The organism is Streptomyces johnsoniae, assembly GCF_031845565.1.
Taxonomy (GTDB): domain Bacteria; phylum Actinomycetota; class Actinomycetes; order Streptomycetales; family Streptomycetaceae; genus Streptomyces; species Streptomyces johnsoniae.
In genome coordinates, this window is the sequence record NZ_JAVREV010000011.1 from 212761 (window position 1) to 234072 (window position 21312).

Genomic DNA, 21312 nt, shown 5'->3' on the forward strand with positions numbered 1-21312 from the left:
TTTCCGCCGACGGCGCCCGGCCGATGGCCGCGCGCCGGTGTGAGACTCGGGGGCATGCGACAGCCGCGCCCGCAGCACCATGTCCTGGTCGTCGACGACGACCCGACCGTCACCGAGGTCGTGGCCGGCTACCTGGACCGGGCCGGCTTCACCGTCGACCGCGCCGCGGACGGCCGCGACGCCCTGGCTCGGGCCGCCGCCCACCCGCCCGACCTCGTCGTCCTCGACCTGATGCTGCCCGGCCTCGACGGGCTCGCGGTATGCGCGCGACTGCGCGAGGCCGGCCCGGTGCCGGTGGTGATGCTGACCGCGCGCGGCGACGAGGAGGACCGCATCCTCGGACTCGAGGTCGGCGCGGACGACTACGTGACCAAGCCGTTCAGCCCCCGTGAACTGGTGCTGCGCGTCTCGTCCGTGCTGCGCCGGGCCGCCGGGGGCCCGGCACCCGGCGGGGGCGCACTGTTGCGTGGCGGGGGCGTCGTGCTCGACCCGGCGGCGCGCACCGCGCAGGACGCGCGGGGCCCGCTGCGGCTGACGCTGCGCGAGTTCGACCTGCTGGCGCACTTCCTGCGCCACCCCGGGCGGGCGTTCAGCCGCGAGGAGCTGATGGCGACAGTGTGGGGCTGGGACTTCGGGGACCTGTCGACCGTCACCGTGCACGTGCGGCGGCTGCGGCACAAAGTGGAGAACGACCCGGCGCGGCCCAGGCTGATCACCACGGTCTGGGGCGTCGGCTACCGCTTCGACGGCGGCTGAGGGCGACCGGCATGGGAATGGCTCAACTGCTGCGCGATCTGCCGCTGATCGTGCTGTACGCGGCGGCCGGTGCGGCCGCCGCCGGGGTGGCGGGCGCGCTGGTGCTGGCGGCGGTCAGGCGCCGTTCGGTGGCGGTGTCGCTCGCGGTGCTGATCGGCGTGACGGTCGGCGCGCTGCTGGCCGGGACGCTGTCGGTGGCGTGGGCGATGTTCCTGTCCGCGCACGACCTGGCCGTCGTGGTCACCGTCGGCCTGACCGGCGCCCTGGCCGCGACCGCCACCGCGCTGCTGCTCGGCCGCTGGGTCATCGGCGCGCACCGGGCGCTCGAACGTTCCGCGCACGCCCTCGGGGAGGGCGGGGCGTTCACGCCGCCCGCCGGGCCGATGCCCGCGGAACTGGCCTCGCTCGCCCAGCGGCTGGCCGAGGCGGACGCGCGCCTCGCGGCGTCGCGGGAGCGCGAACGGGCCCTGGAGACCTCCCGCCGCGAGCTGGTCGCCTGGATCTCCCACGACCTGCGCTCCCCGCTGGCCGGGCTGCGGGCGATGGCCGAGGCCCTGGAAGACGGCATCGCCGAGGACCCCGCCCGCTACCACCGGCAGATCCGCGGCGAGGTGGAGCGGCTCGGCTCGATGGTCGGCGACCTCTTCGAACTCTCCCGTATCCAGGCCGGTTCCCTGGCCCTGACCCCGACCCGGATATCCGTGTACGACCTGGTCAGCGACGCCATCGCCGGCGCCGACCCGCTGGCAGGCGAACGCGGCGTCCTGCTCGCGAACGACGGCGTGGCGCCGCTGCCGGTGGAGGTCGACGGCAAGGAGATGAGCCGCGTGCTGGCCAACCTGCTGGTCAACGCGATCCGGCACACCCCGGCGGACGGCACGGTGGCCGTGTCCGCCGCCCGCCACGCGGACTCGGTGGTGCTCTCGGTCACCGACGGCTGCGGCGGCATCCCCGCGGCGGACCTGCCCCGTGTGTTCGACACCGGCTGGCGCGGCACCGACGCCCGCACCCCGCCCGCGGGCGCCGGGCTCGGCCTGGCGATCGTGCGCGGCATCGTCGAGGCCCACGCGGGCAGCACCCGCGTGCGCAACGTGCCCGGCGGCTGCCGCTTCGAGGTGATCCTGCCTGCGGCGGAGCGAACGGGCGGGTAGCCCGTAGGGTGCCCGGGTGCTGAACGTCTCGCTCGACGCCATCGAACAAGCCGCCCGGGTGATCGATCCGGCGTTCCTCGACACCCCGGAGATCGAGCTGTGGCCCGGGCTGACGCTGAAACTGGAGACGCTGAACCCGGTGCGCTCCTTCAAGGGCCGCGGCGGCGACTGGCTGGCCGCGCGCTGCGGCGCAGGCGAGACCCTGGTCTGCGCCTCCGCGGGCAACCTCGGCCAGGGCCTGGCCCACGGCGCGCGCCGCCACGGCCTTGAGCTGCACGTCCTGGCCGCGCGGACCGCCAACCCGGCCGAGCTGCGCCGCCTCGGCGAGCTGGGCGCCCGGCTGACGCCGGTGGAAGGCGACGCCGACGAGGCCGCGGCGCGGGCCGCCGCGCTCGCGGCGGAGCGCGGCTGGCGGCTGGTCGGGGCGGGAGCGGAACCCGCGCTCGCCGAGGGCGCGGCGACCATCGCCGTCGAACTCGCCCGTCGGCACGGCCCCGCTCTGCGCACCGTGGTGGTGCCGGTCGGCAACGGCTCGCTGGCCTGCGGCGTAGGCACCTGGCTGCGCGCCGTCAGCCCCGGCACCCGGCTGGTCGGGGTCGGCTCGACCGCCTCCAGGGCCACGCACGACGCGTGGTGCACGGGCGTGGCCGAGCCCGGACCGCCGTTCCACACCGCCGCCCCCGGCCTCGGCGTGCGGGTGCCGGAGCCGGACGCGGTCGCGCGTTTGCGTCAGGTCGTGGACGAGTTCGTGCTCGTGGAGGAGGACCAGCTGCTCGACGCGGCGAAACTGCTGTGGAACAACCGCGGCGTGCTGACCGAGCCGTCGGGCGCCGCCGCCGCGGCGGCCGTGATCCAGCGGCCCGACCTGGCCGGTGAGGGCGTGACCGCGCTCGTCCTCACCGGCGCCAACGCCTCGGGCGACGTCCTGCTGCGCACCCTGCACGGCGACCCGCCCTGAACGCGCGGGCGCCCCGGCCTCAGCGCCCCGGCCTCAGCGCCCCGGCCTCAGCGCGCCGGCACGCCGCCGAGCGGGGCGTTCGCGAACCGGGCCATGCCCGCCTCGAAGCCGACCCGCGGGCGCCAGCCGAACTCCGCGCGCAGCCGCGACGAGTCCGCCACGACGTGCCGCACGTCCCCCAGCCGGTACTCGCCGGTGACGACCGGCTCGGGGCCGCCGTGCGCCGCGGCGAGCGCCCCCGCCATCTCGCCGACGGTGTGCGGCTCGCCGCTGCCGGTGTTGAACGCGCGAAGCGCCCCGGGCGGGCCCGCGGGCAGCGCGGCGAGCGCCGTCACGTTTGCCGCCGCGACGTCCTCGACGTGGACGAAGTCCCGCAGCTGCCCGCCGTCCTCGAAGACCCGCGGCGGCCGGCCCGCGGCGAGCGCGGACCTGAAGAGAGCGGCCACCCCGGCGTACGGGGTGTCGCGCGGCATGCCGTCGCCGTACACGTTGTGGTAGCGGAGCGCGATCGCCCGACCGCCGGTCGAGCGGGCCCAGGCGGCGGCCAGGTGTTCCTGCGTCAGCTTCGTGGTGGCGTACACGTTCCGCGGGTCGGGCGGCGCGTCCTCCGCCACCGTGCCGGGCACGAGCGGTTCTCCGCACTGCGGGCACGGCGGCTCGAAGCGGCCGGCGTCGAGCTGTTCCGGCGTGCGCGGCCCGGGGCGGACCCGGCCGTGGCGCGGGCAGTCGTAGCGGCCCTCGCCGTACACGACCATCGAGCCGGCCAGCAGCAGGTCCCGCACCCCGGCCGCCGCCATCGCCGACAGCAGGACCGCCGTGCCCAGGTCGTTGACCCCGACGTAGTCCGTCGCATCCGCGAAGCCCTTCCCGAGCCCCACCATCGCCGCCTGGTGGCACACCGCGTCCGCCCCGGCCAGGGCGCGGGCCACGGCCTGCGCGTCGCGGATGTCGGCCTGCTCCCAGGGAACGGCGGCCCCGGGCGGCCGGATGTCGAGGACCACTGCCTCGTGACCCGCCGCCAGCAGTTCCGCGACGATGTGCGAGCCGATGAAGCCGGCTCCTCCGGTGACCAGTACACGCATGCCAGCACGCTAGCCACGCGGGCGGCGCCGGGAGAGCAGGCGCGGCCCGGCGTCAGCGTTCCGTAAGATCCGCGGGCGACTGCTCCCACGGCACGCTGAGCCACGGGCTCTCCGGATCGGTGCTCAGGATCTGGTGCACGGCCACCATGTCCGTGTACCAGTCACCGAACTCCTCGCTGTCGAAGTGCAGGCAGCGGCCCAGCACGAAGCCGATGGCGAACTCGGCCCACGAGCGGTACACCTGCCGGCTGGCCTCCCCCGCCCGCAGCAGCGCCCGTTCGCTCTCCTGCCGCTCGGCGTAGCGCGCCCCGAGGCCCCAGCGCGCCATGCAGGAGGCCCGGCCGAAGTCCCAGGCCAGCACCGAACGCACACACGTGTCGCCGTCCAACAGCCCGTCGGCGCGGAACCGCGCCTCGTAACGCAGGATGCGGCCGATGAGGTCCTGCACCAGGGCGATATCCGCGTCGAGGTCGAACTCCGGCGGCTTGCCGGTCTGGTCCACGACCTCCGCGGTCCTGGACACCAGCACGCGTTCCGCCGTCTCCCGCCACCGCACCGCGTCGGGCAGCACGCCGTACTCCTGCACCAGCGCCTGGCGGACGCGCAGCGCGAACTCCCAGGCCGGGGAGACGACATCGCCGCGCAGCAGCTGCTCGACGATCTCCAGCCACCCCGCCCGCCCGGTCACGCCCCACCAGCGCTTCAGCAGCTCCTTCTCCTCGGTGTAGCCGCCCCACTGCCAGCCGAGGTGATTCCAGATGGCGCCGTTGTTGACCATCAGCATCGCGCCGCAGGCCATGCCGTGCGCGAGCGAGCCGTGCCGGTGGCCGGTCCACAGCGTCTTCAGCCGGTGCTCGGGCACCGAGTGCTTGCCGTGCTTCTTCCACCGCTTGGGGTCCGCGGGGAGGAACGCCTCGGCGGGCGTGCCCGGGTTCACCGCCAGCCAGCGGACCGTCTTGGGCCACACCTTGGCGAGGGACGCCAGGTCACTGCGCTCGAAGACCTGGTCCCCGGACGGCGGCATGAGCAGCCCGCGGGTGAAGACGGCCAGGGCTAGCCCGTCGAACTTCGGGTCCCGGAACGGCCGGAACGGGATGGTGCCTGGCACCGCGTCCATCAGCTCGCGCGACATGGGGAAGTACAGGTCCGTGCCGGCCAGCACGTCGAAGAACGCCGGCCAGTCTCCCCCGAGCCCCGCCTGGTACAGCTGATGTTCGACCACCGTCGGCGGCTCCCACGGCGCGTGGTCCGCCTCCCCCTGATTCCCCATGCGCTCGACTGTATCGGGGAACGGCCCCCGGCCGGCACACGGGCCGGGGGCCGGAAACGCGCCGGTCAGGTCCGGCAGCGGACGCCCTGAACCAGGTCCTGGGCCAGGGAACGCAGCTCCCGCAGGGCCGCGCCCTCGTCGTCGGCGTGGTCAAGGACCCGCCGCACGAACGCCGAGCCGACGATCACGCCGTCGGCGAACGCGGCGACCTCCGAAGCCTGTACCGCGTTCGACACCCCGAGGCCGACGCACACCGGCAGCTCGGTCGTGGCCCGGATGCGGCGCACCAGATCGGCCGCGTCACGGCTGACGGACTCCCTCGTGCCGGTCACGCCCATCAGCGACGCCGCGTACACGAAGCCGCTGCCCGCATCCGTGATCCCCGCGATGCGGGCGTCCCTGCTGCTGGGCGCGACAACGAAGACGGTCGCGAGACCGTGCCGTTCGGCCGCCTTGCGCCACGGCTCGGACTCCTCAAGCGGCAGGTCCGGCAGGATGCAGCCGGCACCGCCCGCCTCGGCCAGCTCGGCGGCGAACCGCTCGGGACCGTAGCGGTCCACCGGATTCCAGTAGGTCATGCACAGCACGGGAACGCCGGTCGCCGCGTGCACCTCCCGGACCGTGCGCAGCACGCCGGCGATGCGGATGCCGCCGCGCAGCGCGATGTCGTCCGCGGTCTGGATCACCGGGCCGTCCAGGACCGGGTCGCTGTGCGGCAGGCCGATCTCGACGATGTCGCAGCCGCCCTCCACCATGGCGGTCACCGCCCGGATGCCGCTCTCCAGCGTGGGGAACCCGGCCGGGTAGTAGCCGATGAGGGCGGCGCGCCCCTCGCGCCGGGTGGCGGCGAGCGCCTCGCTCAGCGCCTGTGCCTTGCCGCTCACTGCGCGTCCCCCTCGCCGTCGTAGAGCCCGAAGTACCGGGCGGCGGTGTCCATGTCCTTGTCACCGCGGCCCGAGAGGTTGACCAGGATCAGCCCGTCCTCGCCCAGCTCGCGGCCGAGGTCGAGGGCGCCGGCCAGCGCGTGGGCGCTCTCGATGGCCGGGATGATCCCTTCGGCGCGGGACAGCAGCCGCAGCGCCTGCATCGCCTGCTCGTCCGTGACCGGCCGGTACTCGCCGCGGCCCGCGTCCTTCAGGTAGGCGTGCTCGGGGCCGATGCCCGGGTAGTCCAGGCCCGCGGAGATCGAGTAGGGCTCCGTGATCTGGCCCTCCTCGTCCTGGAGCACGTACGACCTGGAGCCGTGCAGGATGCCGGGCTCGCCCGCCGTGAGGGTCGCGGCGTGCTCGCCGGACTCGACGCCGTGGCCCGCCGCCTCGCAGCCCACCAGCCGGACGTCCGCGTCGGGGATGAAGGCGTGGAAGAGGCCGATGGCGTTGGAGCCGCCGCCGACACAGGCGACGACCGCGTCGGGCAGCCGCCCGGCGCGCTCCTGGATCTGGCGCCGCGCCTCGACGCCGATGACGCGGTGGAAGTCACGGACCAGGGTGGGGAACGGGTGGGGGCCCGCGACGGTCCCGAAGAGGTAGTGGGTGTGCCCGACGTTGGCGACCCAGTCGCGGAACGCCTCGTTGATGGCGTCCTTCAGGGTGCGGCTGCCGGAGGAGACGGGCACGACCTCGGCGCCGAGCATCCGCATGCGCGCCACGTTCAGCGCCTGCCGCTCGGTGTCGATCTCGCCCATGTAGATGGTGCAGTCCAGGCCGAACAGGGCGCAGGCGGTGGCGGTGGCCACGCCGTGCTGGCCCGCGCCGGTCTCGGCGATGACGCGGGTCTTGCCCATGCGGCGGGTGAGAAGCGCCTGCCCCAGCACATTGTTGATCTTGTGGGAGCCGGTGTGGTTGAGGTCCTCGCGCTTGAGGAAGACGCGGGCGCCGCCGGCCCTGGCACCGAACCGCGGCACCTCGGTCAGCGGGCTCGGCCGGCCGGTGTAGTGGACGAGCAGCTCGTCCAGCTCGGCGGCGAAGGCGGGGTCGTCCTTCGCCTTCTCGTACTCGGCGGCGACCTCTTCCACCGCGGCCCGCAGGGCCTCGGGGATGAAGGTCCCCCCGTAGTCGCCGAAGTAGCCCCCGGGGCCGGGGACCCGGCCCTCGGGGTCGGGAAAGAAGTGTTCAACAGGCATGCGGAACGGAGCCTCCTGGCAGAGTGGCACGAATGCGACGACACGGCTGAACGCGGATGAACGCGGATGAACGTAGCTGAACGGAGCTGTCCCGGCGGCACGCCGGACCGCCTGCGGTCCTCGCCCGGCGGCGGGCCGCGGGAGCCGCGGGCCGCGCGTCAGGCGGCGCGCCGCGGCGCGGCGCCGGTGACCGGGCAGGGCCGGGCGGTACCCCCGGCGGCCTCATGCCATCGGCGGCCGTTGATCTGGCCGGGCTCGCAGCCGATGTGATAGCGGACCCGCCGCCCCAGCACGCGCCGCGCCGGGGCCCGGCACCCGCGGGGGCGGGTGCCGCGGGCCGGGTCGCGGTCGGCGGTGAGGGGAACGGGCACCGGCGTCAGCGCCCCTGCCGCAGTGCGGGGTGGGCGCCCGCGGCGACCAGGTCGGCCACGGCGGACCGTGGATCGCCGCCGGTCACCAGGGACTCGCCCACCAGCACGGCGTCGGCGCCGTCGTTGGCGTAGGCGATGAGGTCGTGCGGGCCACGCACGCCGGACTCGGCGACCTTGACGATGTGGTCGGGGACCTCGGGCGCGACGCGCGCGAAGGTGGACCGGTCGACCTCCAGGGTCTTCAGATCCCGCGCGTTGATCCCGATGATCTTCGCCCCCGCGTCGAGCGCCCGCTCGGCCTCCTCCTCGTCGTGCGCCTCGACGAGCGGGGTGAGCCCGATGGACTCCGCCCGCTCCACCAGCGACACCAGGGCCTCCTGCTCCAGGGCCGCCACGATCAGCAGCACCAGGTCGGCGCCGTGCGCCCGCGCCTCCCACAACTGGTAGGCGGTGACGACGAAGTCCTTGCGCAGCACGGGAACGTCGACCCGGGCCCGGACGGCGGCCAGGTCCTCAAGCGAGCCGCCGAAGCGGCGCCGCTCGGTCAGCACGGAGATCGCCGCGGCGCCGCCCGCCTCGTAGTCGGCGGCCAGCCCGGCCGGGTCGGCGATGGCGGCCAGCGCCCCCTTGGAGGGGCTCGACCTCTTGACCTCGCAGATCACCGTGACGCTGTCGCCCTTGAGGGCGGCCACCCCGTCCTTGGCCTGCGGGGCCCTGGCCGCGGCGGCCTTCAGGTCGTCGAGGCTGACGCGTGCCTGCCGCTCGGCCAGGTCGGCGCGGACTCCGTCGATGATCTCGTCGAGCACACTCACGCGACTGGCCCCTTCCTGTCGGTCAAACACTTCGATGGTATCGGGCGGCAGGCGGAGGATTCGCATCCGCCTGTGACGCCCCTGCTCAGGACACGTCAGGGCACCAGAGTGGCGCCCACGGGCAGATTCCGCAGGAGCGTGAACATGAAAACAACAGCGCCCAGCGCCAGGCCGTGCGCCGCCCGGGGGACCCACCGGGGTCCCGCGCTTCCGCGCAGCGCCCCGGCCAGCCGGACGCAGAGGACCACGGCGGCGATGGCGCAGCCGGCCACCACCAGGGCGTTGGCCTTGAGCGCGGCGACCGGGTCGCCGTGCGCGAGGGCGTGCGCGCTGCGCAGCCCGCCGCAGCCGGGACAGTGCAGGCCGGTGAGGGACAGCACGGGACAGGCCGGGTAGTGGCCCGGCTGATTCGGGTCGACGAGGGCCACGTAGCAGAACGCTGCGGCGGCCGCCGCGAGGACGGCCAGGGGCGCGCCGGCCGCGGCCGGCGGGCGGAGGCGGATGGGCACGCGACCAGCATCGGGGCGCGCCCGCGCCGGCGCAAAACAGCCGGGCGCGCGGCGCGCCGCGCGCCCGGCCGCGGCCGGGGTCCGGCCGTCAGCTGCTGGCGGTGGCCTGCTCCTGCTCCTGCTCCCCGGTGGCGGGGGCGGGCACGGTCGCCGCGGCCACACCGCTGCCCGCGGCGCCGGTGGTGGGCTTGACCAGCGTCGTGGCCTGGCCGAGCCCCATCGCGCGCATCACCAGACCGACGACGCCGCCGAGCGCGACGACGACGGCGCCGGCGAGCACGCCGAGCGGCTCGGCCATCACCGTGTAGGCGCTGCCGATGGAGAAGCCGACGAAGATGATGAGGACGGCCGTCCAGGCCGCAGGGCTGTTTCCGTGGTGGTAGTGGCGGCCCGCCATGTGCTGCTCCTCGTGGTCAGGATCGTGGGTGCGTTCCCTCGGTGCGCCCGCCTGCCATTGTGGCAGGCGGCTCGGACAACCCGGCGAACGGGCCCGGCCAGGCCGGAGCTACGTCGGGTCCTCGCCGCGGTCGAGGGCGCGCCATATGTCCTCGGGCCGGTCGGAGCCGCTCTCCTCGCGCCGCGGGGCGCGGCGGGCGGCCCGCTCGTACCTGCCGGACATCGCGGGCCACTGCCGGCCGTAGCTGAGGGCCAGCAGCCCCGCGCACAGCAGCAGCAGCCCGCCGAGCGCGGAGAACCACGGCCACCCGGTGTGGCCGACCCCGGTGACGGCGGCCTCGGCCAGGCCCATCGTCTCGGCCGCGCGGTCCTCCAGGGCCGCGGTGTCGCTCGCGCCGATCAGGGCGGCGCCGATGGCGCCCGCGCCGCTGAGGGCGAGCAGGGAGGCGACGACGACGCGGCCGGTGCGGCGGACCGCGAACACCGCGACCAGCGCGGCGAGTCCGACCAGCGCCAGCGCGCTCGGCAGTCCCGACACGTCGCTGCCGCTCGCGGTCACGGGCAGCTCGGCGCCTGCCACGGCGGCCTCGGCCTCGCCCCAGGTCTGCCCGGCGGAGACGAGGACGACGGCGGCCCCGGCCGCACCGCTGAGCAGCGCGGCGCCCAGCGAACGGCGCGTCGCGCTGGTGCTGCTGCCGGCGGCGGGGTCACGCTTCACTCTTCCACGCTACCGTGCAGCTTCCCCGCGGTGGCGACCGCCCTGAGAACGGCCGCCGCCTTGTTCCCGCACTCGGTGTCCTCGGCGACGGGGTCGGAGTCGGCGACGACACCCGCACCTGCCTGGACGTAGGCGGTGCCGTCGCGCAGCAGGGCGGTGCGGATGGCGATGGCGGTGTCGGCGTTCCCCGCGAAGTCGAGGTAGCCGACGCAGCCGCCGTAGATGCCGCGCCGGGTGGGCTCGATCTCCTCGATGATCTGGAGCGCGCGGGGTTTGGGCGCCCCCGACAGCGTTCCGGCGGGGAAGCAGGCGGTCAGCGCGTCGAACGCGGTGCGCCCTTCGGCGAGGCGGCCGGTGACGGTGGACACGATGTGCATGACGTGGCTGTAGCGCTCCACCGACATGAAGTCGACGACCTCGACGGAGCCGGGCGCGCAGACCCGGCCCAGGTCGTTGCGGCCGAGGTCGACGAGCATCAGGTGCTCGGCGCGCTCCTTGGGGTCGGCCAGCAGCTCCTCGCCGAGGGTCGCGTCCTGCCGCGGGGTGGTGCCGCGCGGCCTGGTGCCGGCGATGGGGTGCAGCATGGCCCGGCCGTCCTCGACCTTGACCAGCGCCTCGGGGCTGGAGCCGACCACGTCGAACGGCCCGTCCTCGCCCTCGAACCTGAACAGGTACATGTACGGGCTGGGGTTGGTGGTCCGCAGCACCCGGTAGACGTCGAGGGCGCTCGCGGGGCAGGGCGTCTCGAAGCGCTGCGAGGGCACGACCTGGAACGCGTCGCCCGCGCGGATGTACTCCTTCACGGTCTCCACGGCCCGCTGGTAGTCGGGACCGCCCCACGGGACGGTGTGCGGCGGCAGCTCGGAGGCGGGCAGCGCGACGGCGGCCGAGGGCGCGGGGTCGGCCAGGCGCGCGGTCATCCGGTCGAGGCGGCGCACGGCGTCGGCGTACGCCTCGTCGGCGCCCGTCTCCAGATCGTTGTGGTTTATGGCGTTGGCGATCAGCAGCACCGTGCCGTCGCGGTGGTCGACGACGGCGAGGTCGGAGGTGAGGAGCATGGTCAGCTCGGGCAGCCGCAGGTCGTCGCGGGCGCTGTCGCCGACGGATTCGAGGCGGCGGACGACGTCGTAGCCGAGGTAGCCGACCATGCCGCCGGTGAACGGCGGCAGCTGCGGGTCGTGCGGGGTGTGCAGGGCCTCGATGGTCTCGCGCAGGACCTCCAGCGGATCGCCGTCCACCGGCACGGACACCGGCGGCGTACCCAGCCAGTGCGTCCGCCCCTCGCGCACGGTCAGGGTGGCCATGCTGGAGACGCCGATGAAGGAGTAACGGGACCAGGTGCGCCCGTTCTCCGCGGATTCCAGCAGGAAGGTGCCGGGGCGCTCGGCGGCCAGCTTGCGGTAGAGCGCGATCGGGGTGTCGCCGTCGGCGAGGAGGCGACGGGTGACCGGAATGACGCGGCGCTCCTTGGCGAGTGCCCGGAAACGGTCGAGGTCTGGCGTCGTCATGGCCGCTGAGCCTACTGCTCCATCAGGGGGAGCCGGCCGGCGTCGAAGCAGGTGCGGTCACCGGTGTGACAAGCGCCGCCGACCTGGTCGACCTGGACGAGGACGGTGTCGCCGTCGCAGTCGAGGGAGACGGCCTTCACGTGCTGGACGTGCCCCGAGGTGTCGCCCTTGACCCAGTACTCGCGGCGGCTGCGGCTCCAGTAGGTGCAGCGGCCGGTGGTCAGCGTCCGGCGCAGCGCCTCGTCGTCCATCCAGCCGAGCATCAGCACCTCCCCGGTGTCGTACTGCTGGGCGATGGCGGCGACCAGGCCGTCGGCGGTGCGCTTGAGGCGGTCGGCGATGGCCGGGTCGAGGGACGGCGGGATGCGGGACATGACTCCATTCTGCCGCGCCGCACATGGTGAGCGTGGCCCGCCGCGGAAGGCGGGCGATTAGGGTGGATGCATGTCAACCCATGCCAAGCGTGAACGTCTGCTGCTCGCGGATCTGTTGGAGTCCGCGGGCCCCGAGGCTCCCACCCTGTGCGAGGGGTGGACGGCCCGTGACCTGGCCGCGCACCTGGTGGTGCGCGAGCGCCGCGCGGACGCGGCGGGGGGCATCCTCATCAAGCCCCTGGCGGCCCGGTCCGAGCGCGTGCGGAACGAGTTCGCGGCCCGGCCGTACGACGAGCTGATCCAGCTGATCAGGACGGGACCGCCGCGGGTCTCGCCGTTCTCCCTGAAGCAGATCGACGAGGCGGCGAACACGGTGGAGTTCTACGTCCACGCCGAGGACATCAGGCGCGCGCAGCCCGAGTGGACGCCGCGCCCGCTGGACGGGGTGTTCGCGGAGGCGCTGTGGAAGCGTCTGGAGACGGCGGGCCGGATCATGGGCCGCCGCAGCCCGGCCGGTCTCGTGCTGCGCCGGCCCAACGGGCAGACGGTGGTGGCGCACAAGGGCGCGCCGGTGGTGACGGTCACCGGGGAGCCGGGCGAGCTGCTGCTGTTCGCGTCGGGGCGCCAGGAGGCGGCGCGGGTCGAGGTGGAGGGCGAGCCGGAGGCGGTCGCCAAGGTGCGGCAGGCCAAGCTTGGCTTCGGCTGAGCCGCGCGATTCCGCGCTCGAACTGGAGGTCACGCGGGTACGGGCCCGGAGCGCACGGGAGTTGCCCACCCGTCCGGGTGAGCCGGCGGGGGTGTGCGGCGTGAGCGCCGGGCGCGCGGAGGGGATCTTCGTCGACGAGGGCGTCACGTTCCCCGTTCCGGGTCCCGGGCAGTCGTGGGTCGTGGGCGCGGTGATCCTGAACGGGCGCGGCGAGGTGTTCGCGCAGTTCCGGTCCGCGGCGAGGCGGCTGTTCCCCAGCACGTGGGACCTCGTCGGCGGGCACGTCGAGCCGGGTGAGTCGCTGCTGGACACGCTCGTTCGCGAGGTGGCGGAGGAGACCGGCTGGCGGGTGCGGCGCGTCCGCAGGTTCCTCGGCGTGCTGACCTGGGAGGGCGACGACGGCCTTGGCGTGCGGCACGAGGCGGACTACGTCGTGGACGTGGCGGGCGATCTGGACGCGCCCGCGCTGGAGTGGGCCAAGCATCCGCGCTACGGCTGGTTCGGCCCGGCCGACCTGGAGCGGCTGAAGGAGAACCGGCTGCCCGCCGACCAGCTGGTGTACGACGTGGCGGCGCGGGCGCTCGGTCTCGCGCCCGGCTGAGCCGGGGGCGCGGGCCCCGCCCCGTGCGCTCCCGGCGCGGGGAGGCACGGGAGGGGCGCGCGGGGCGGGGCGGGCCCTGGGTTCAGTCCTTGCCGCGGCCGCTCAGCGCGTCGCGCGCCCGGTCCACGAGCCCGGCACCCGGCGCCAGCAGCTTGTTGAACGGCGGCCGGTCGGGGGCCGAGGGGTGCGGCCGGGTGGGGGCCATGGACTTGGCGCGGCGCGCCTTCTCGCCCAGCTCCTCAAGCTGGTCCTGCGAGCAGGCCTGCCGCAGCATGGGGAAGAGGTTCTCCTCCTCGTCGCGGATGTGCTCGCGGATCTCCAGCATCAGCCGGCCGATCAGCCGGTCGAACTCCGGCTCCGAGGCGCCGTGACCCTCCAGGTCCTTCATGATCTGCTCGGCGGTGGCGTGGTCGTCGATCTCCTTGTCCGCGATGGGACCCCCGTCCGGCACGTGCTCCCGCACGGCCGGGTAGAGGTAAGCCTCCTCCGCGACGGAGTGCCGCACCAGCTCGATCGTGGCACGGTCCGCCAGTTCCTTGCGCGCCTCGTGCCCCGGCGGAAGCGCCTCGATCTCCCGGAAGACGTCCTCCACTTCCCCGTGGTCCGTGGTCAGTTCCCTGATGATGTCTCCGCCGTGTCCCATGGTGCTGTCTCCTTCGACGTCCGTGAGGGCGCGTGTGCGCGACGCGCCGCGCGCCCGGGTATCCGGCGGGGGCGCGCGGAAAACATCGGGCTTCAGTCGTGGCAGACGCCGTCGCGCACCATCTCCAGGTGCATTTCCACGACGGGACGGGCGGCCTCGGCGGCTGCCTTGACGTCCGCGTTCGTGCCGGCGTCCAGCTCGCGGTCGATGAGGGCCAGCGTCGCCTCGTGGGCGGCGGCCTGGGTGAGGAGCCACTTCTCGTCGTACGCGGGTGTGCCGGCCTCGGCCTGGACCTCGGCGAGCTGCCGCTGCTGCTCCTCGGTGGGTGCGTCGGGCAGCGGTATGCCGAACCGGTCGGCCAGCTCGGTGAGCGACTCGTCCAGACGCGTGTGGTCGCGCACGAGGGCGGCGCCGACGTTCTTGACGCACTGGGTGGTCGCGTTCTCACCGGCGTCCTGACCCGCGGCGATCTCCGCCAGATTGGACTGGTGGGCGCTTGTGACGAACGTCTCGTCCTCGGCGGAGACGTTGTCCTGCGCGTGGGCGAGGCCCGCGGGGGAGCCGGCCAGGCACAGGGCGGCCAGGGTGATCGCTGCTGTTCGGACTGCTCGCATGGCAACTCCACTTGAGTGAACGGGGCGCGGCCCCGGGGCGCCCGCGCGCCTCAGTCGCCACTGTCCGCCGCCGCCCCGGGCGGCGCACATGGCCCGCCGCCATTCGGGTGAGAGCGGCGCGCGGCCGAGCGACTACCCTGGCTGGCGTTTGCCACCCGTACGCCCCACGCACGCCGGATCGGAAGGAAGACGTCCGTGTGCGCCGATCTCTCACCCGTGATCGCGGCCACCACCCAGTGGCTGCTGCGCGCCTACCCGGCCGCGGACGGGCCGCTGGCCGAGGTCCTGGCGGAGGTGCAGGCGCGGCAGGCCGTCACCGTGGCCGCCTGGCTCCGGTATCCGACGGAGGTGGACGCCGCGCTGGTCGCGCTCGCGGGCCCCGGCGGCTCGGCGCGTCTCGACTGGGTGGTCGGGGCGGACACCGTGCTGCTCGACGGCGCGGATTTCGCCTGGCGCACCTGGGTGGACGAGGCGGTCGCGAGCTGGGCCGCGTGCCTGCTGACCTCGGCCGCCCTGGCGGAACGGGCCGTCGCGACGGTGGCGCGCGGCGAGCACGCCAGCTCGCCCGCGGTCGAGTTCCGGCGGCTGACCGACCCCGCGGAACGTGACCGGCGGGCCGCGGCGCTCCTGCGGCACCCCGATCTGACCGCGCCGGTCGCCGAGCTGCACCGCGCGCAGTTGCTCTCCCGGCTGGCCCCTGGCGGCGGTGCGGCGTCCGGCGCCGCACCGGGCGCCGGCCAGGACCCGGACGCGGTCGGCAGCGCTTAGGCCACGCTTAGGCCCTCAGTCGGCGCGGGCGTCGGCGCCCGCGCGGTGCGCGGCGACGGCCCGCCGGGTCTCCTCGTCGATCAGGTCGGCGTTGATGGCCGCGCCGGCGCGCACGCCGGCGTCGGCGGCGCCGATGACCTGCTGGGTCACGTTCGCCACGTTGCCCGCGACCCACACGCCGGGCACCTCCGTGGCGCCCATGGGGTCGGCGGCGATGTGGCTGCCGATCACGTGCCCGTCCCGTTCCACGTCCGTGGCACGCAGCCCGAGCGGCGCGAGGAGGTCGGCGCGGGCGGTGAAGCGGGGGGCGACCGCCAGTGCGTCGCACGGGACGGTGGGCCCGTCGGCCGGCACGACGCCGGTGAGCCGGTCCCGCGTGATGTCCAAGCGCGCCACCGGCCCCTCGACGACGGAGATGCCGCGCGCCGCGAGCTGTTCGCGCCCGGTCTCGCCCGGCTCGGGCGCGGTGTGCAGGAACAGCGTGATGTGCGGGCTCCACTGCCGCCACAGCAGGGCCTGGTGCACGGCGGCGGGCCCGGTGGCCAGCACGCCGATCGCCGCGTCGCGCACCTCCCAGCCGTGGCAGTACGGGCAGTGCAGCACTTCGCGGCCCCACCGTTCCGCCACGCCGGGCACCTCGGGCAGTTCGTCGCGCAGGCCGGTGGTCACCAGCAGCCGGGACGCCACGACGTGCGTGCCGCCGTCGAGCACGACGCGGAAGTCCCCGCCGGGCAGGCGGTCGGCCCCGGTGACGGTGCCGGCGACGATCTCGCCGCCGTAACCGGTCACCTCGGCGCGGCCGCGGGCGAGCAGCTGGGCGGGCGGGGTCCCTTCCCGGCCCAGGTAGGTGTGGACGCCGTCGGCCGGTGCGTTGCGGGGGTGCCCCGCGTCGACGACGAGCACGGAACGCCGGGCGCGGGCCAGGGCGAGCGCACCGCTCAACCCGGCGGCGCCACCGCCGATGACCACGACGTCGTAACGCTCGGATGCCGGGAATTCCCGCAGGGTCGGTTCGGACATGAGTGATACCTCCGTTCCCTGCCGATGCTGCGGGACGGCCCGCCGGAGAGCAACACGCGTTGCCACTCCGGCAACCTCCACGCGGCGCGGCGGCGTTCAAAGGGCGTGCGCTGCCCTCGGGCGCTCGGGCACACTGCCCGGATGAGCGTCTTCGCCCCCGGTTCGGCGCAGGACAGGGCGCTGCGCCACGTCGCCGCCCGGTCGGCGGGCGGGCCTCTCGGCCGTGGCCTGCGCGTGACGATGAACTTTCATCCCGACCGGTCCTCGGGCGGCCTGGCCATCCTGGAACGGCTCGCGGCGGACGGTGTCTACCTGTCGCAGTTCGTGACCGGCACGAGCAACGGCGGGCTCACCGCCCGCCCGGGAGGCGACCGCTGGCACTGGGAGAGCCGGATCTTCGGCGGCGCCTACGACCACGCCCCCGCACGGGAACGGCCCGTCTACGGCGGGCTGAACGTCGCGCGCCTGAGCGTCGGCGCGGCACCGCGGTTCGGCTCGGCGCACTTCCGGCTGACGGCCGAGGTGCTGCCGCGGGCGACGTTCTGCTACCCGGACAGTTCGACGGGCCCGTCCGCGTTCGGTGTCGCCGCCCGCTTCGCGCTCGCCGAACGGGCCGCCGCGGACGGCTTCGACGTGCTGGACGGCCACATCGAGGCGCAGCTTCACGGCGGCGTACGGCTCGGCCGCGACGTGGAGGCGCTGGTCCTCGACCCGTGCCACCGCGGAACGGCCGTGGAGGCGGCGGCCCGGCTGCTGCCCTGCCCGGTGGAGTGGCACGGCGGGTACCGGCTGACGGTGGCGGAGCTGCGGCGGCATCCGGACTTCCGCGGGCCCGAGTTCGTGGACCTGGGCGCGGAGATCGCCGTGAACGGGCTCCTCGTCCCGCGCACCATCGGCGAGGCCGCCGCGACCGGCCGGTACGACCCGCAGGCGCTGAAGAAGGTCTGGCACTACCTGGCCCGCTTCGGCGCGCCCCCGGAGCCGACCGCGTCACCCGCGGGCGGCCGGCCCGCCCGGTCATCCGGCATGCATGTTCACACGGGATTGCACAAGTCTTGACTTAACCAATCGTCCGTTGCCACACTCCGGTGCAGCCGAAAGCGCTTGCTACGGCTGCATGGCAGCCCATGCCCGCCATGCGAATGAATCGATTCACGCACGTACTTCAGACGGACCCCCTCGTCCGGGAAACAAAGGAGCACCGGATGAGCCGCAGAGCCGCGGCCCGCACCGCGGGACGCCCAGGACGAACGGGCCGCCCCGGCGAGCGGGATGGCCGCGGACCGGCCCGGCGCGCGAGACCCCGCGCCGCCGCCGGGACTTGCGGTCGCGGGCGAAGCAGGAAGCAGGCAGACCGCCGGGCACGCCGACGGGAGGAAAGAGCGGAGCCGCCGCGGCCCGCCGCATGACGCGGTGACGACGGCCCGGTGAGGAACAGGCCGGTGAGGAACGGCCGGGTGACGAACGGCCGGTGACGCCGTACGGGCACACCGGCCGGCCAGGCCGTGCGCGGACGTCGCGGAAGAGGGTGGAAAAGCCCTCGCCGACGTTTCCGAAAAGTTACCCGCTGTCCGGTTGCCCCCGCCGACCCCGACGGTATTGTAACGATTCACTTCGGGTGCCGCAGGGGGCTGAAAAGGCTATGACACCGCTCCTGAAGTGCTGTTACGCAATGGCAGAGCAGGGAGGCTCTACATGTCGATCAGAAAGACCGCGACGCGCGGTCTGACCCTGGCCCTCGTTGGTTCGCTGGCACTCACCGCATGCGGCTCCGATGGCGACGGCGGCGATGACGGAAAAGTCACGCTCAACTTCACCTGGTGGGGCGGCGCCGAGCGATCCGAGCGCTACGAGGCGGCCATCGACCTTTTCGAGCAGGAAAACCCGGATATCGAGGTGCAGACCAGCTTCGGCGAATTCCAGGACTACTGGACGCAGCGCAGCACGGACGCCACGTCCGCCGAGCTGCCCGATGTCATTCAGATGGACGCCTCGCGCCTGCTCGAATACGCGAACAACGGCCTGCTGTACGACATGTCCGAGTTCACGGACGGCGGCGCGCTCGACGTCTCCCAGATCGACGAGGAGCTGATCGCCTCCGGCGAGGTGAACGAGCAGCTGGTGGCCATTCCCACCGGCACCAACACCCTCGCCCTGCTCTACAACCCGGACCTGCTGGCCGAACTCGGTGTCGAGATACCGGACTGGGACTACACGTGGGACGAGTACCACGACTTCCTGGCCGAGGTCACCGCGGCCGGCGCGGACATGGACCCGCCGGTGTACGGCGCCACGGACTACACGATGGTCTGGTGGTTCTTCATGCAGCACCTCGTCCAGCAGGGCATCGAGCCGTTCTCCGAGAACGGCGAGATGAACTTCGACGAGGACGACATGCGCACGTTCATCTCCAGCACGGACGAGCTGCGCGAGCCCGAGGACCTCACCTTCCCCGCCGAGCGGACCGAGCAGCTGCTGCCGAAGGGCGGGTTCACCAGCGGTGAGGCCGCGGTGGAATTCCACTGGGACAACTTCCTGCACGGCTACTCCGCCGACCTCGGCACCGAGAACATGCAGCTGATGCCGGTGCCCTCGGGCCCCGACGGCCAGAAGCACATGTTCTTCAAGCCGACCATGCAGCTCTCCATGGGTGCGAACACCGATCATCCGGAAGAGGCCGCGCAGCTGATCGACTTCCTCATCAACTCCCCCGAGGCCGGCGAGATCATCGGCACCGACCTGGGTGTGCCGTCCTCCCAGGGCCGGCTGGACGCGCTGAACGTCGAGGAGGGCAGCCTGGACGCGCGGGTCATGGAGTACGAGCAGCGGGTGCGGGATGAGGGGCACGCGACCGCCACCGTTCCGGTCCAGCCGGAGGGCTTCGGCGCCCTGGAGACGGAGTACGTCGAGGTGCTGTCGCAGGAGTTCGGCTTCCGGCAGATCGACACGGACGAGTTCGTCGAGCGCTGGTTCGGCGAGGCGCCGAACCTGCTGGTGACCTACTGAACGCCACCCGCCCCGTGACGACGACTCCCCCGAACGGAACCAGCACATGACCGTGACGCACGAGGCGTCCCGGGCCACTCGGGCCGGCGGGCCCGCGCGACGGCCGCAGAACAAGCGGCCGTCGCGGCGGGCTGCCGAGACCCGGGCCGGTTACGCCTTCCTCGCCCCGTGGCTGCTCGGCTTCATCGCCCTGACGGCCGGGCCCATGATCGCCTCGCTCTACCTGGCGTTCACCGACTACCACCCCATCCGCGGCGGTGAGTGGATCGGCACCGAGAACTTCACGCGCCTCTTCGACGATCCGCGGTTCCTGGACTCGGTCCAGGTGACGCTGACGTACGCGATCGTCGGAACGCCGATCAAGCTGGCCGCCGCGCTCGGCGTCGCGATGCTGTTGAACAACAGGAAGCGCGGCAAGGGCACCTACCGGTCGCTTTTCTACGCCCCGTCACTGATCGGCGCCAGCGTCTCCATCGCCATCGTGTGGAAGGCGATGTTCAACGACCAGGGCATCATCGACGACATCGGGGACTACTTCGGCACCTGGAACGGCGGCTGGGTCGGCGACCCGGGCCGGACCATGCCGATGATGATCCTCCTGGCGGTGTGGCAGTTCGGCGCACCCATGGTCATCTTCCTGGCCGGACTGAAGCAGATACCGAACGAGCTGTACGAGGCCGCGCAGGTGGACGGCGCCGGGCCGATGCGCCGGTTCACGCGGATCACGCTGCCGATGCTCTCGCCGGTGCTGTTCTTCAACCTGGTACTGGAAACGATCAACTCCTTCCAGGTCTTCGCCTCCGCGTTCATCATCTCCGGCGGGCGCGGCGGGCCGGCGAACTCCACGTTGTTCTACACGCTGTACCTCTACCAACGTGGCTTCGGCCAGGGCGGTCAGCTCGGCTATGCCGCGGCGATGGCGTGGCTGCTGGTCATCGCGGTCGGCATCATCACGCTGATCTTCTTCAGGACCTCGCGCTACTGGGTCCACTACTCCGGGGAGGGCCGATGAGCGCCACCATCCTCACCGACGGCCAGTCCGCCCCGGCGGCCGACCCGGGCGCCGAGCTGCGACGCCGCGCCAAGCGGCGCCGCGCTGGCAAGACGCTGCTGCTGCACATCGGCATCCTCGCGCTCGCCGCGGTCATGCTCTACCCGGGCGTGTGGATGCTGCTGTCGTCCTTCCGGCCGACGAATGAGATCGTCGGCCAGACGGGCCTGATACCGGACAATACGACGCTGGACAACTTCAGGACCGCGTTCGAGGGAATCGGTGGCGTCTCGTTCTGGACGTTCTTCACGAACTCCATGATTCTCGCGGTCGGCTCGGCCGTCGGCGTCTGCCTGTCCTGTTCGGTGTCGGCCTATGCGTTCGCGCGGATCGATTTTCCGGGGCGGAACCTGTTCTTCTCCCTGATGATCGGCACCCTGCTGCTCCCCTTCCACGTGGTGATCATTCCGCAGTTCATCATGTTCAACGAGATCGGCTGGACGGATTCCTACATGCCGCTGCTGATCGGCAAGTTCCTCGCGGCGGAGGCGTTCTTCGTCTTCCTGATGGTGCAGTTCATGCGGAACCTGCCCCGCGAGCTGGACGAGTCGGCGCGCATCGACGGCGCCGGGCACGTCCGGATCTTCACCGCGATCATGCTGCCGCTGATGCGTCCTGTGCTGGCCACGGCGTCGATCTTCGCGTTCATCTGGAGCTGGAACGACTTCCTCGCGCCGCTGATCTACCTGCGGACGCCGGACAAGTACCCGCTGCCCCTGATGCTGAGGCAGTACACGGACCAGACGAGCGTCTCGGACTACGGCGGCCAGATGGCGGCCGCGGTGCTGGCGCTCGCACCGGTGCTGATCTTCTTCATCCTCTTCCAGCGCTATATCGTCGAGGGCGTGGCAACCCAGGGCCTGAAGGGCTGATCTC

At 73.4% G+C, this 21312-nt stretch carries 24 protein-coding genes; 10 read left to right on the forward strand and 14 right to left on the reverse strand.

Annotated elements, in window-relative coordinates:
• Positions 1-54: 54 nt before the first annotated feature.
• Genes RM779_RS20620 through RM779_RS20630 form a run of 3 tightly spaced genes read left to right on the forward strand, consistent with a single transcriptional unit; the run spans position 55 to position 2865 of the window.
• On the forward strand, positions 55-756 hold the full coding sequence (locus tag RM779_RS20620) for a response regulator transcription factor (RefSeq protein WP_311619211.1): 702 nt from the start codon (positions 55-57) through the stop codon (positions 754-756).
• Between the two features lie 29 nt (positions 757-785).
• Positions 786-1907, forward strand: a complete 1122-nt coding sequence (locus tag RM779_RS20625) for a sensor histidine kinase (RefSeq protein ID WP_311619272.1) — start codon at positions 786-788, stop codon at positions 1905-1907.
• A 16-nt stretch (positions 1908-1923) separates the two neighbouring features.
• Positions 1924-2865: a PLP-dependent lyase/thiolase gene (locus RM779_RS20630; RefSeq protein WP_311619212.1), complete on the forward strand. Its 942-nt coding sequence runs from the start codon at positions 1924-1926 to the stop codon at positions 2863-2865.
• 47 nt (positions 2866-2912) lie between these two features.
• Here RM779_RS20630 and RM779_RS20635 read toward each other — a convergent pair whose 3' ends face one another.
• The 11 genes from RM779_RS20635 to hisI form a co-directional block, all read right to left on the reverse strand.
• Positions 2913-3947 carry an NAD-dependent epimerase/dehydratase family protein gene (locus RM779_RS20635; RefSeq protein ID WP_311619213.1) on the reverse strand — a complete coding sequence of 345 codons (1035 nt, stop codon included), beginning with the start codon at positions 3945-3947 and terminating at the stop codon, positions 2913-2915.
• Between the two features lie 52 nt (positions 3948-3999).
• On the reverse strand, positions 4000-5217 hold the full coding sequence (locus tag RM779_RS20640) for a DUF1266 domain-containing protein (RefSeq protein ID WP_311619214.1): 1218 nt from the start codon (positions 5215-5217) through the stop codon (positions 4000-4002).
• Between the two features lie 65 nt (positions 5218-5282).
• A complete protein-coding gene (gene trpA, locus RM779_RS20645) occupies positions 5283-6101 on the reverse strand; it encodes a tryptophan synthase subunit alpha (RefSeq protein WP_311619215.1) in 819 nt (272 codons plus the stop codon).
• Positions 6098-7339 carry a tryptophan synthase subunit beta gene (gene trpB, locus RM779_RS20650; RefSeq protein WP_311619216.1) on the reverse strand — a complete coding sequence of 414 codons (1242 nt, stop codon included), beginning with the start codon at positions 7337-7339 and terminating at the stop codon, positions 6098-6100. Before trpB ends, trpA begins: the two co-directional genes overlap by 4 nt.
• A gap of 158 nt (positions 7340-7497) precedes the next feature.
• Positions 7498-7710, reverse strand: a complete 213-nt coding sequence (gene trpM / locus RM779_RS20655) for a tryptophan biosynthesis modulator TrpM (protein ID WP_394813349.1) — start codon at positions 7708-7710, stop codon at positions 7498-7500.
• 5 nt (positions 7711-7715) lie between these two features.
• A complete protein-coding gene (gene trpC / locus RM779_RS20660) occupies positions 7716-8522 on the reverse strand; it encodes an indole-3-glycerol phosphate synthase TrpC (RefSeq protein WP_077062031.1) in 807 nt (268 codons plus the stop codon).
• A 95-nt stretch (positions 8523-8617) separates the two neighbouring features.
• Complete coding sequence (locus RM779_RS20665; protein ID WP_311619217.1) at positions 8618-9031, reverse strand: DUF2752 domain-containing protein; 414 nt, start codon at positions 9029-9031, stop codon at positions 8618-8620.
• An 88-nt stretch (positions 9032-9119) separates the two neighbouring features.
• Positions 9120-9428 (reverse strand): HGxxPAAW family protein, encoded by a 309-nt coding sequence (locus tag RM779_RS20670; protein WP_311619218.1) that lies wholly within the window; start codon positions 9426-9428, stop codon positions 9120-9122.
• A gap of 108 nt (positions 9429-9536) precedes the next feature.
• Positions 9537-10145 carry a TIGR02234 family membrane protein gene (locus RM779_RS20675; protein ID WP_311619219.1) on the reverse strand — a complete coding sequence of 203 codons (609 nt, stop codon included), beginning with the start codon at positions 10143-10145 and terminating at the stop codon, positions 9537-9539.
• Positions 10142-11653 carry an anthranilate synthase component I gene (locus tag RM779_RS20680; RefSeq protein WP_311619220.1) on the reverse strand — a complete coding sequence of 504 codons (1512 nt, stop codon included), beginning with the start codon at positions 11651-11653 and terminating at the stop codon, positions 10142-10144. Before RM779_RS20680 ends, RM779_RS20675 begins: the two co-directional genes overlap by 4 nt.
• Before the next feature lie 11 nt (positions 11654-11664).
• Positions 11665-12027, reverse strand: a complete 363-nt coding sequence (hisI, locus tag RM779_RS20685) for a phosphoribosyl-AMP cyclohydrolase (RefSeq protein WP_077062026.1) — start codon at positions 12025-12027, stop codon at positions 11665-11667.
• A 70-nt stretch (positions 12028-12097) separates the two neighbouring features.
• Here hisI and RM779_RS20690 point away from each other — a divergent pair, with 70 nt between their 5' ends.
• Positions 12098-12733, forward strand: a complete 636-nt coding sequence (locus tag RM779_RS20690) for a TIGR03085 family metal-binding protein (RefSeq protein WP_077062025.1) — start codon at positions 12098-12100, stop codon at positions 12731-12733.
• Between the two features lie 100 nt (positions 12734-12833).
• Complete coding sequence (locus RM779_RS20695; protein ID WP_311619221.1) at positions 12834-13334, forward strand: NUDIX hydrolase; 501 nt, start codon at positions 12834-12836, stop codon at positions 13332-13334.
• An 82-nt stretch (positions 13335-13416) separates the two neighbouring features.
• Here RM779_RS20695 and RM779_RS20700 read toward each other — a convergent pair whose 3' ends face one another.
• Both RM779_RS20700 and RM779_RS20705 read right to left on the reverse strand, forming a co-directional pair.
• Positions 13417-13977 (reverse strand): hemerythrin domain-containing protein, encoded by a 561-nt coding sequence (locus RM779_RS20700; RefSeq protein WP_311619222.1) that lies wholly within the window; start codon positions 13975-13977, stop codon positions 13417-13419.
• A 92-nt stretch (positions 13978-14069) separates the two neighbouring features.
• Positions 14070-14591 carry a DUF4142 domain-containing protein gene (locus RM779_RS20705; RefSeq protein ID WP_311619223.1) on the reverse strand — a complete coding sequence of 174 codons (522 nt, stop codon included), beginning with the start codon at positions 14589-14591 and terminating at the stop codon, positions 14070-14072.
• Positions 14592-14786: 195 nt separating this feature from the next.
• Between RM779_RS20705 and RM779_RS20710 the strand changes: the two genes are divergently transcribed.
• Positions 14787-15359 carry a hypothetical protein gene (locus RM779_RS20710; RefSeq protein ID WP_311619224.1) on the forward strand — a complete coding sequence of 191 codons (573 nt, stop codon included), beginning with the start codon at positions 14787-14789 and terminating at the stop codon, positions 15357-15359.
• A 15-nt stretch (positions 15360-15374) separates the two neighbouring features.
• On the opposite strand, the gene RM779_RS20715 is transcribed toward RM779_RS20710, so the two are convergent.
• Entirely contained in the window at positions 15375-16379 is a 1005-nt protein-coding gene (locus RM779_RS20715; protein ID WP_311619225.1) for an NAD(P)/FAD-dependent oxidoreductase, read from the reverse strand.
• A gap of 141 nt (positions 16380-16520) precedes the next feature.
• Between RM779_RS20715 and RM779_RS20720 the strand changes: the two genes are divergently transcribed.
• From RM779_RS20720 to RM779_RS20735, 4 genes are all read left to right on the forward strand, one after another.
• Positions 16521-17438 carry a DUF3626 domain-containing protein gene (locus RM779_RS20720; protein WP_311619226.1) on the forward strand — a complete coding sequence of 306 codons (918 nt, stop codon included), beginning with the start codon at positions 16521-16523 and terminating at the stop codon, positions 17436-17438.
• Between the two features lie 636 nt (positions 17439-18074).
• Positions 18075-19385: an ABC transporter substrate-binding protein gene (locus RM779_RS20725; protein ID WP_311619227.1), complete on the forward strand. Its 1311-nt coding sequence runs from the start codon at positions 18075-18077 to the stop codon at positions 19383-19385.
• Between the two features lie 46 nt (positions 19386-19431).
• Positions 19432-20397 carry a carbohydrate ABC transporter permease gene (locus RM779_RS20730; protein WP_077062017.1) on the forward strand — a complete coding sequence of 322 codons (966 nt, stop codon included), beginning with the start codon at positions 19432-19434 and terminating at the stop codon, positions 20395-20397.
• Positions 20394-21308, forward strand: coding sequence for a carbohydrate ABC transporter permease (locus RM779_RS20735; protein WP_311619228.1), 915 nt, complete (start codon positions 20394-20396; stop codon positions 21306-21308). Before RM779_RS20730 ends, RM779_RS20735 begins: the two co-directional genes overlap by 4 nt.
• The last annotated feature ends 4 nt before the right edge of the window (positions 21309-21312 follow it).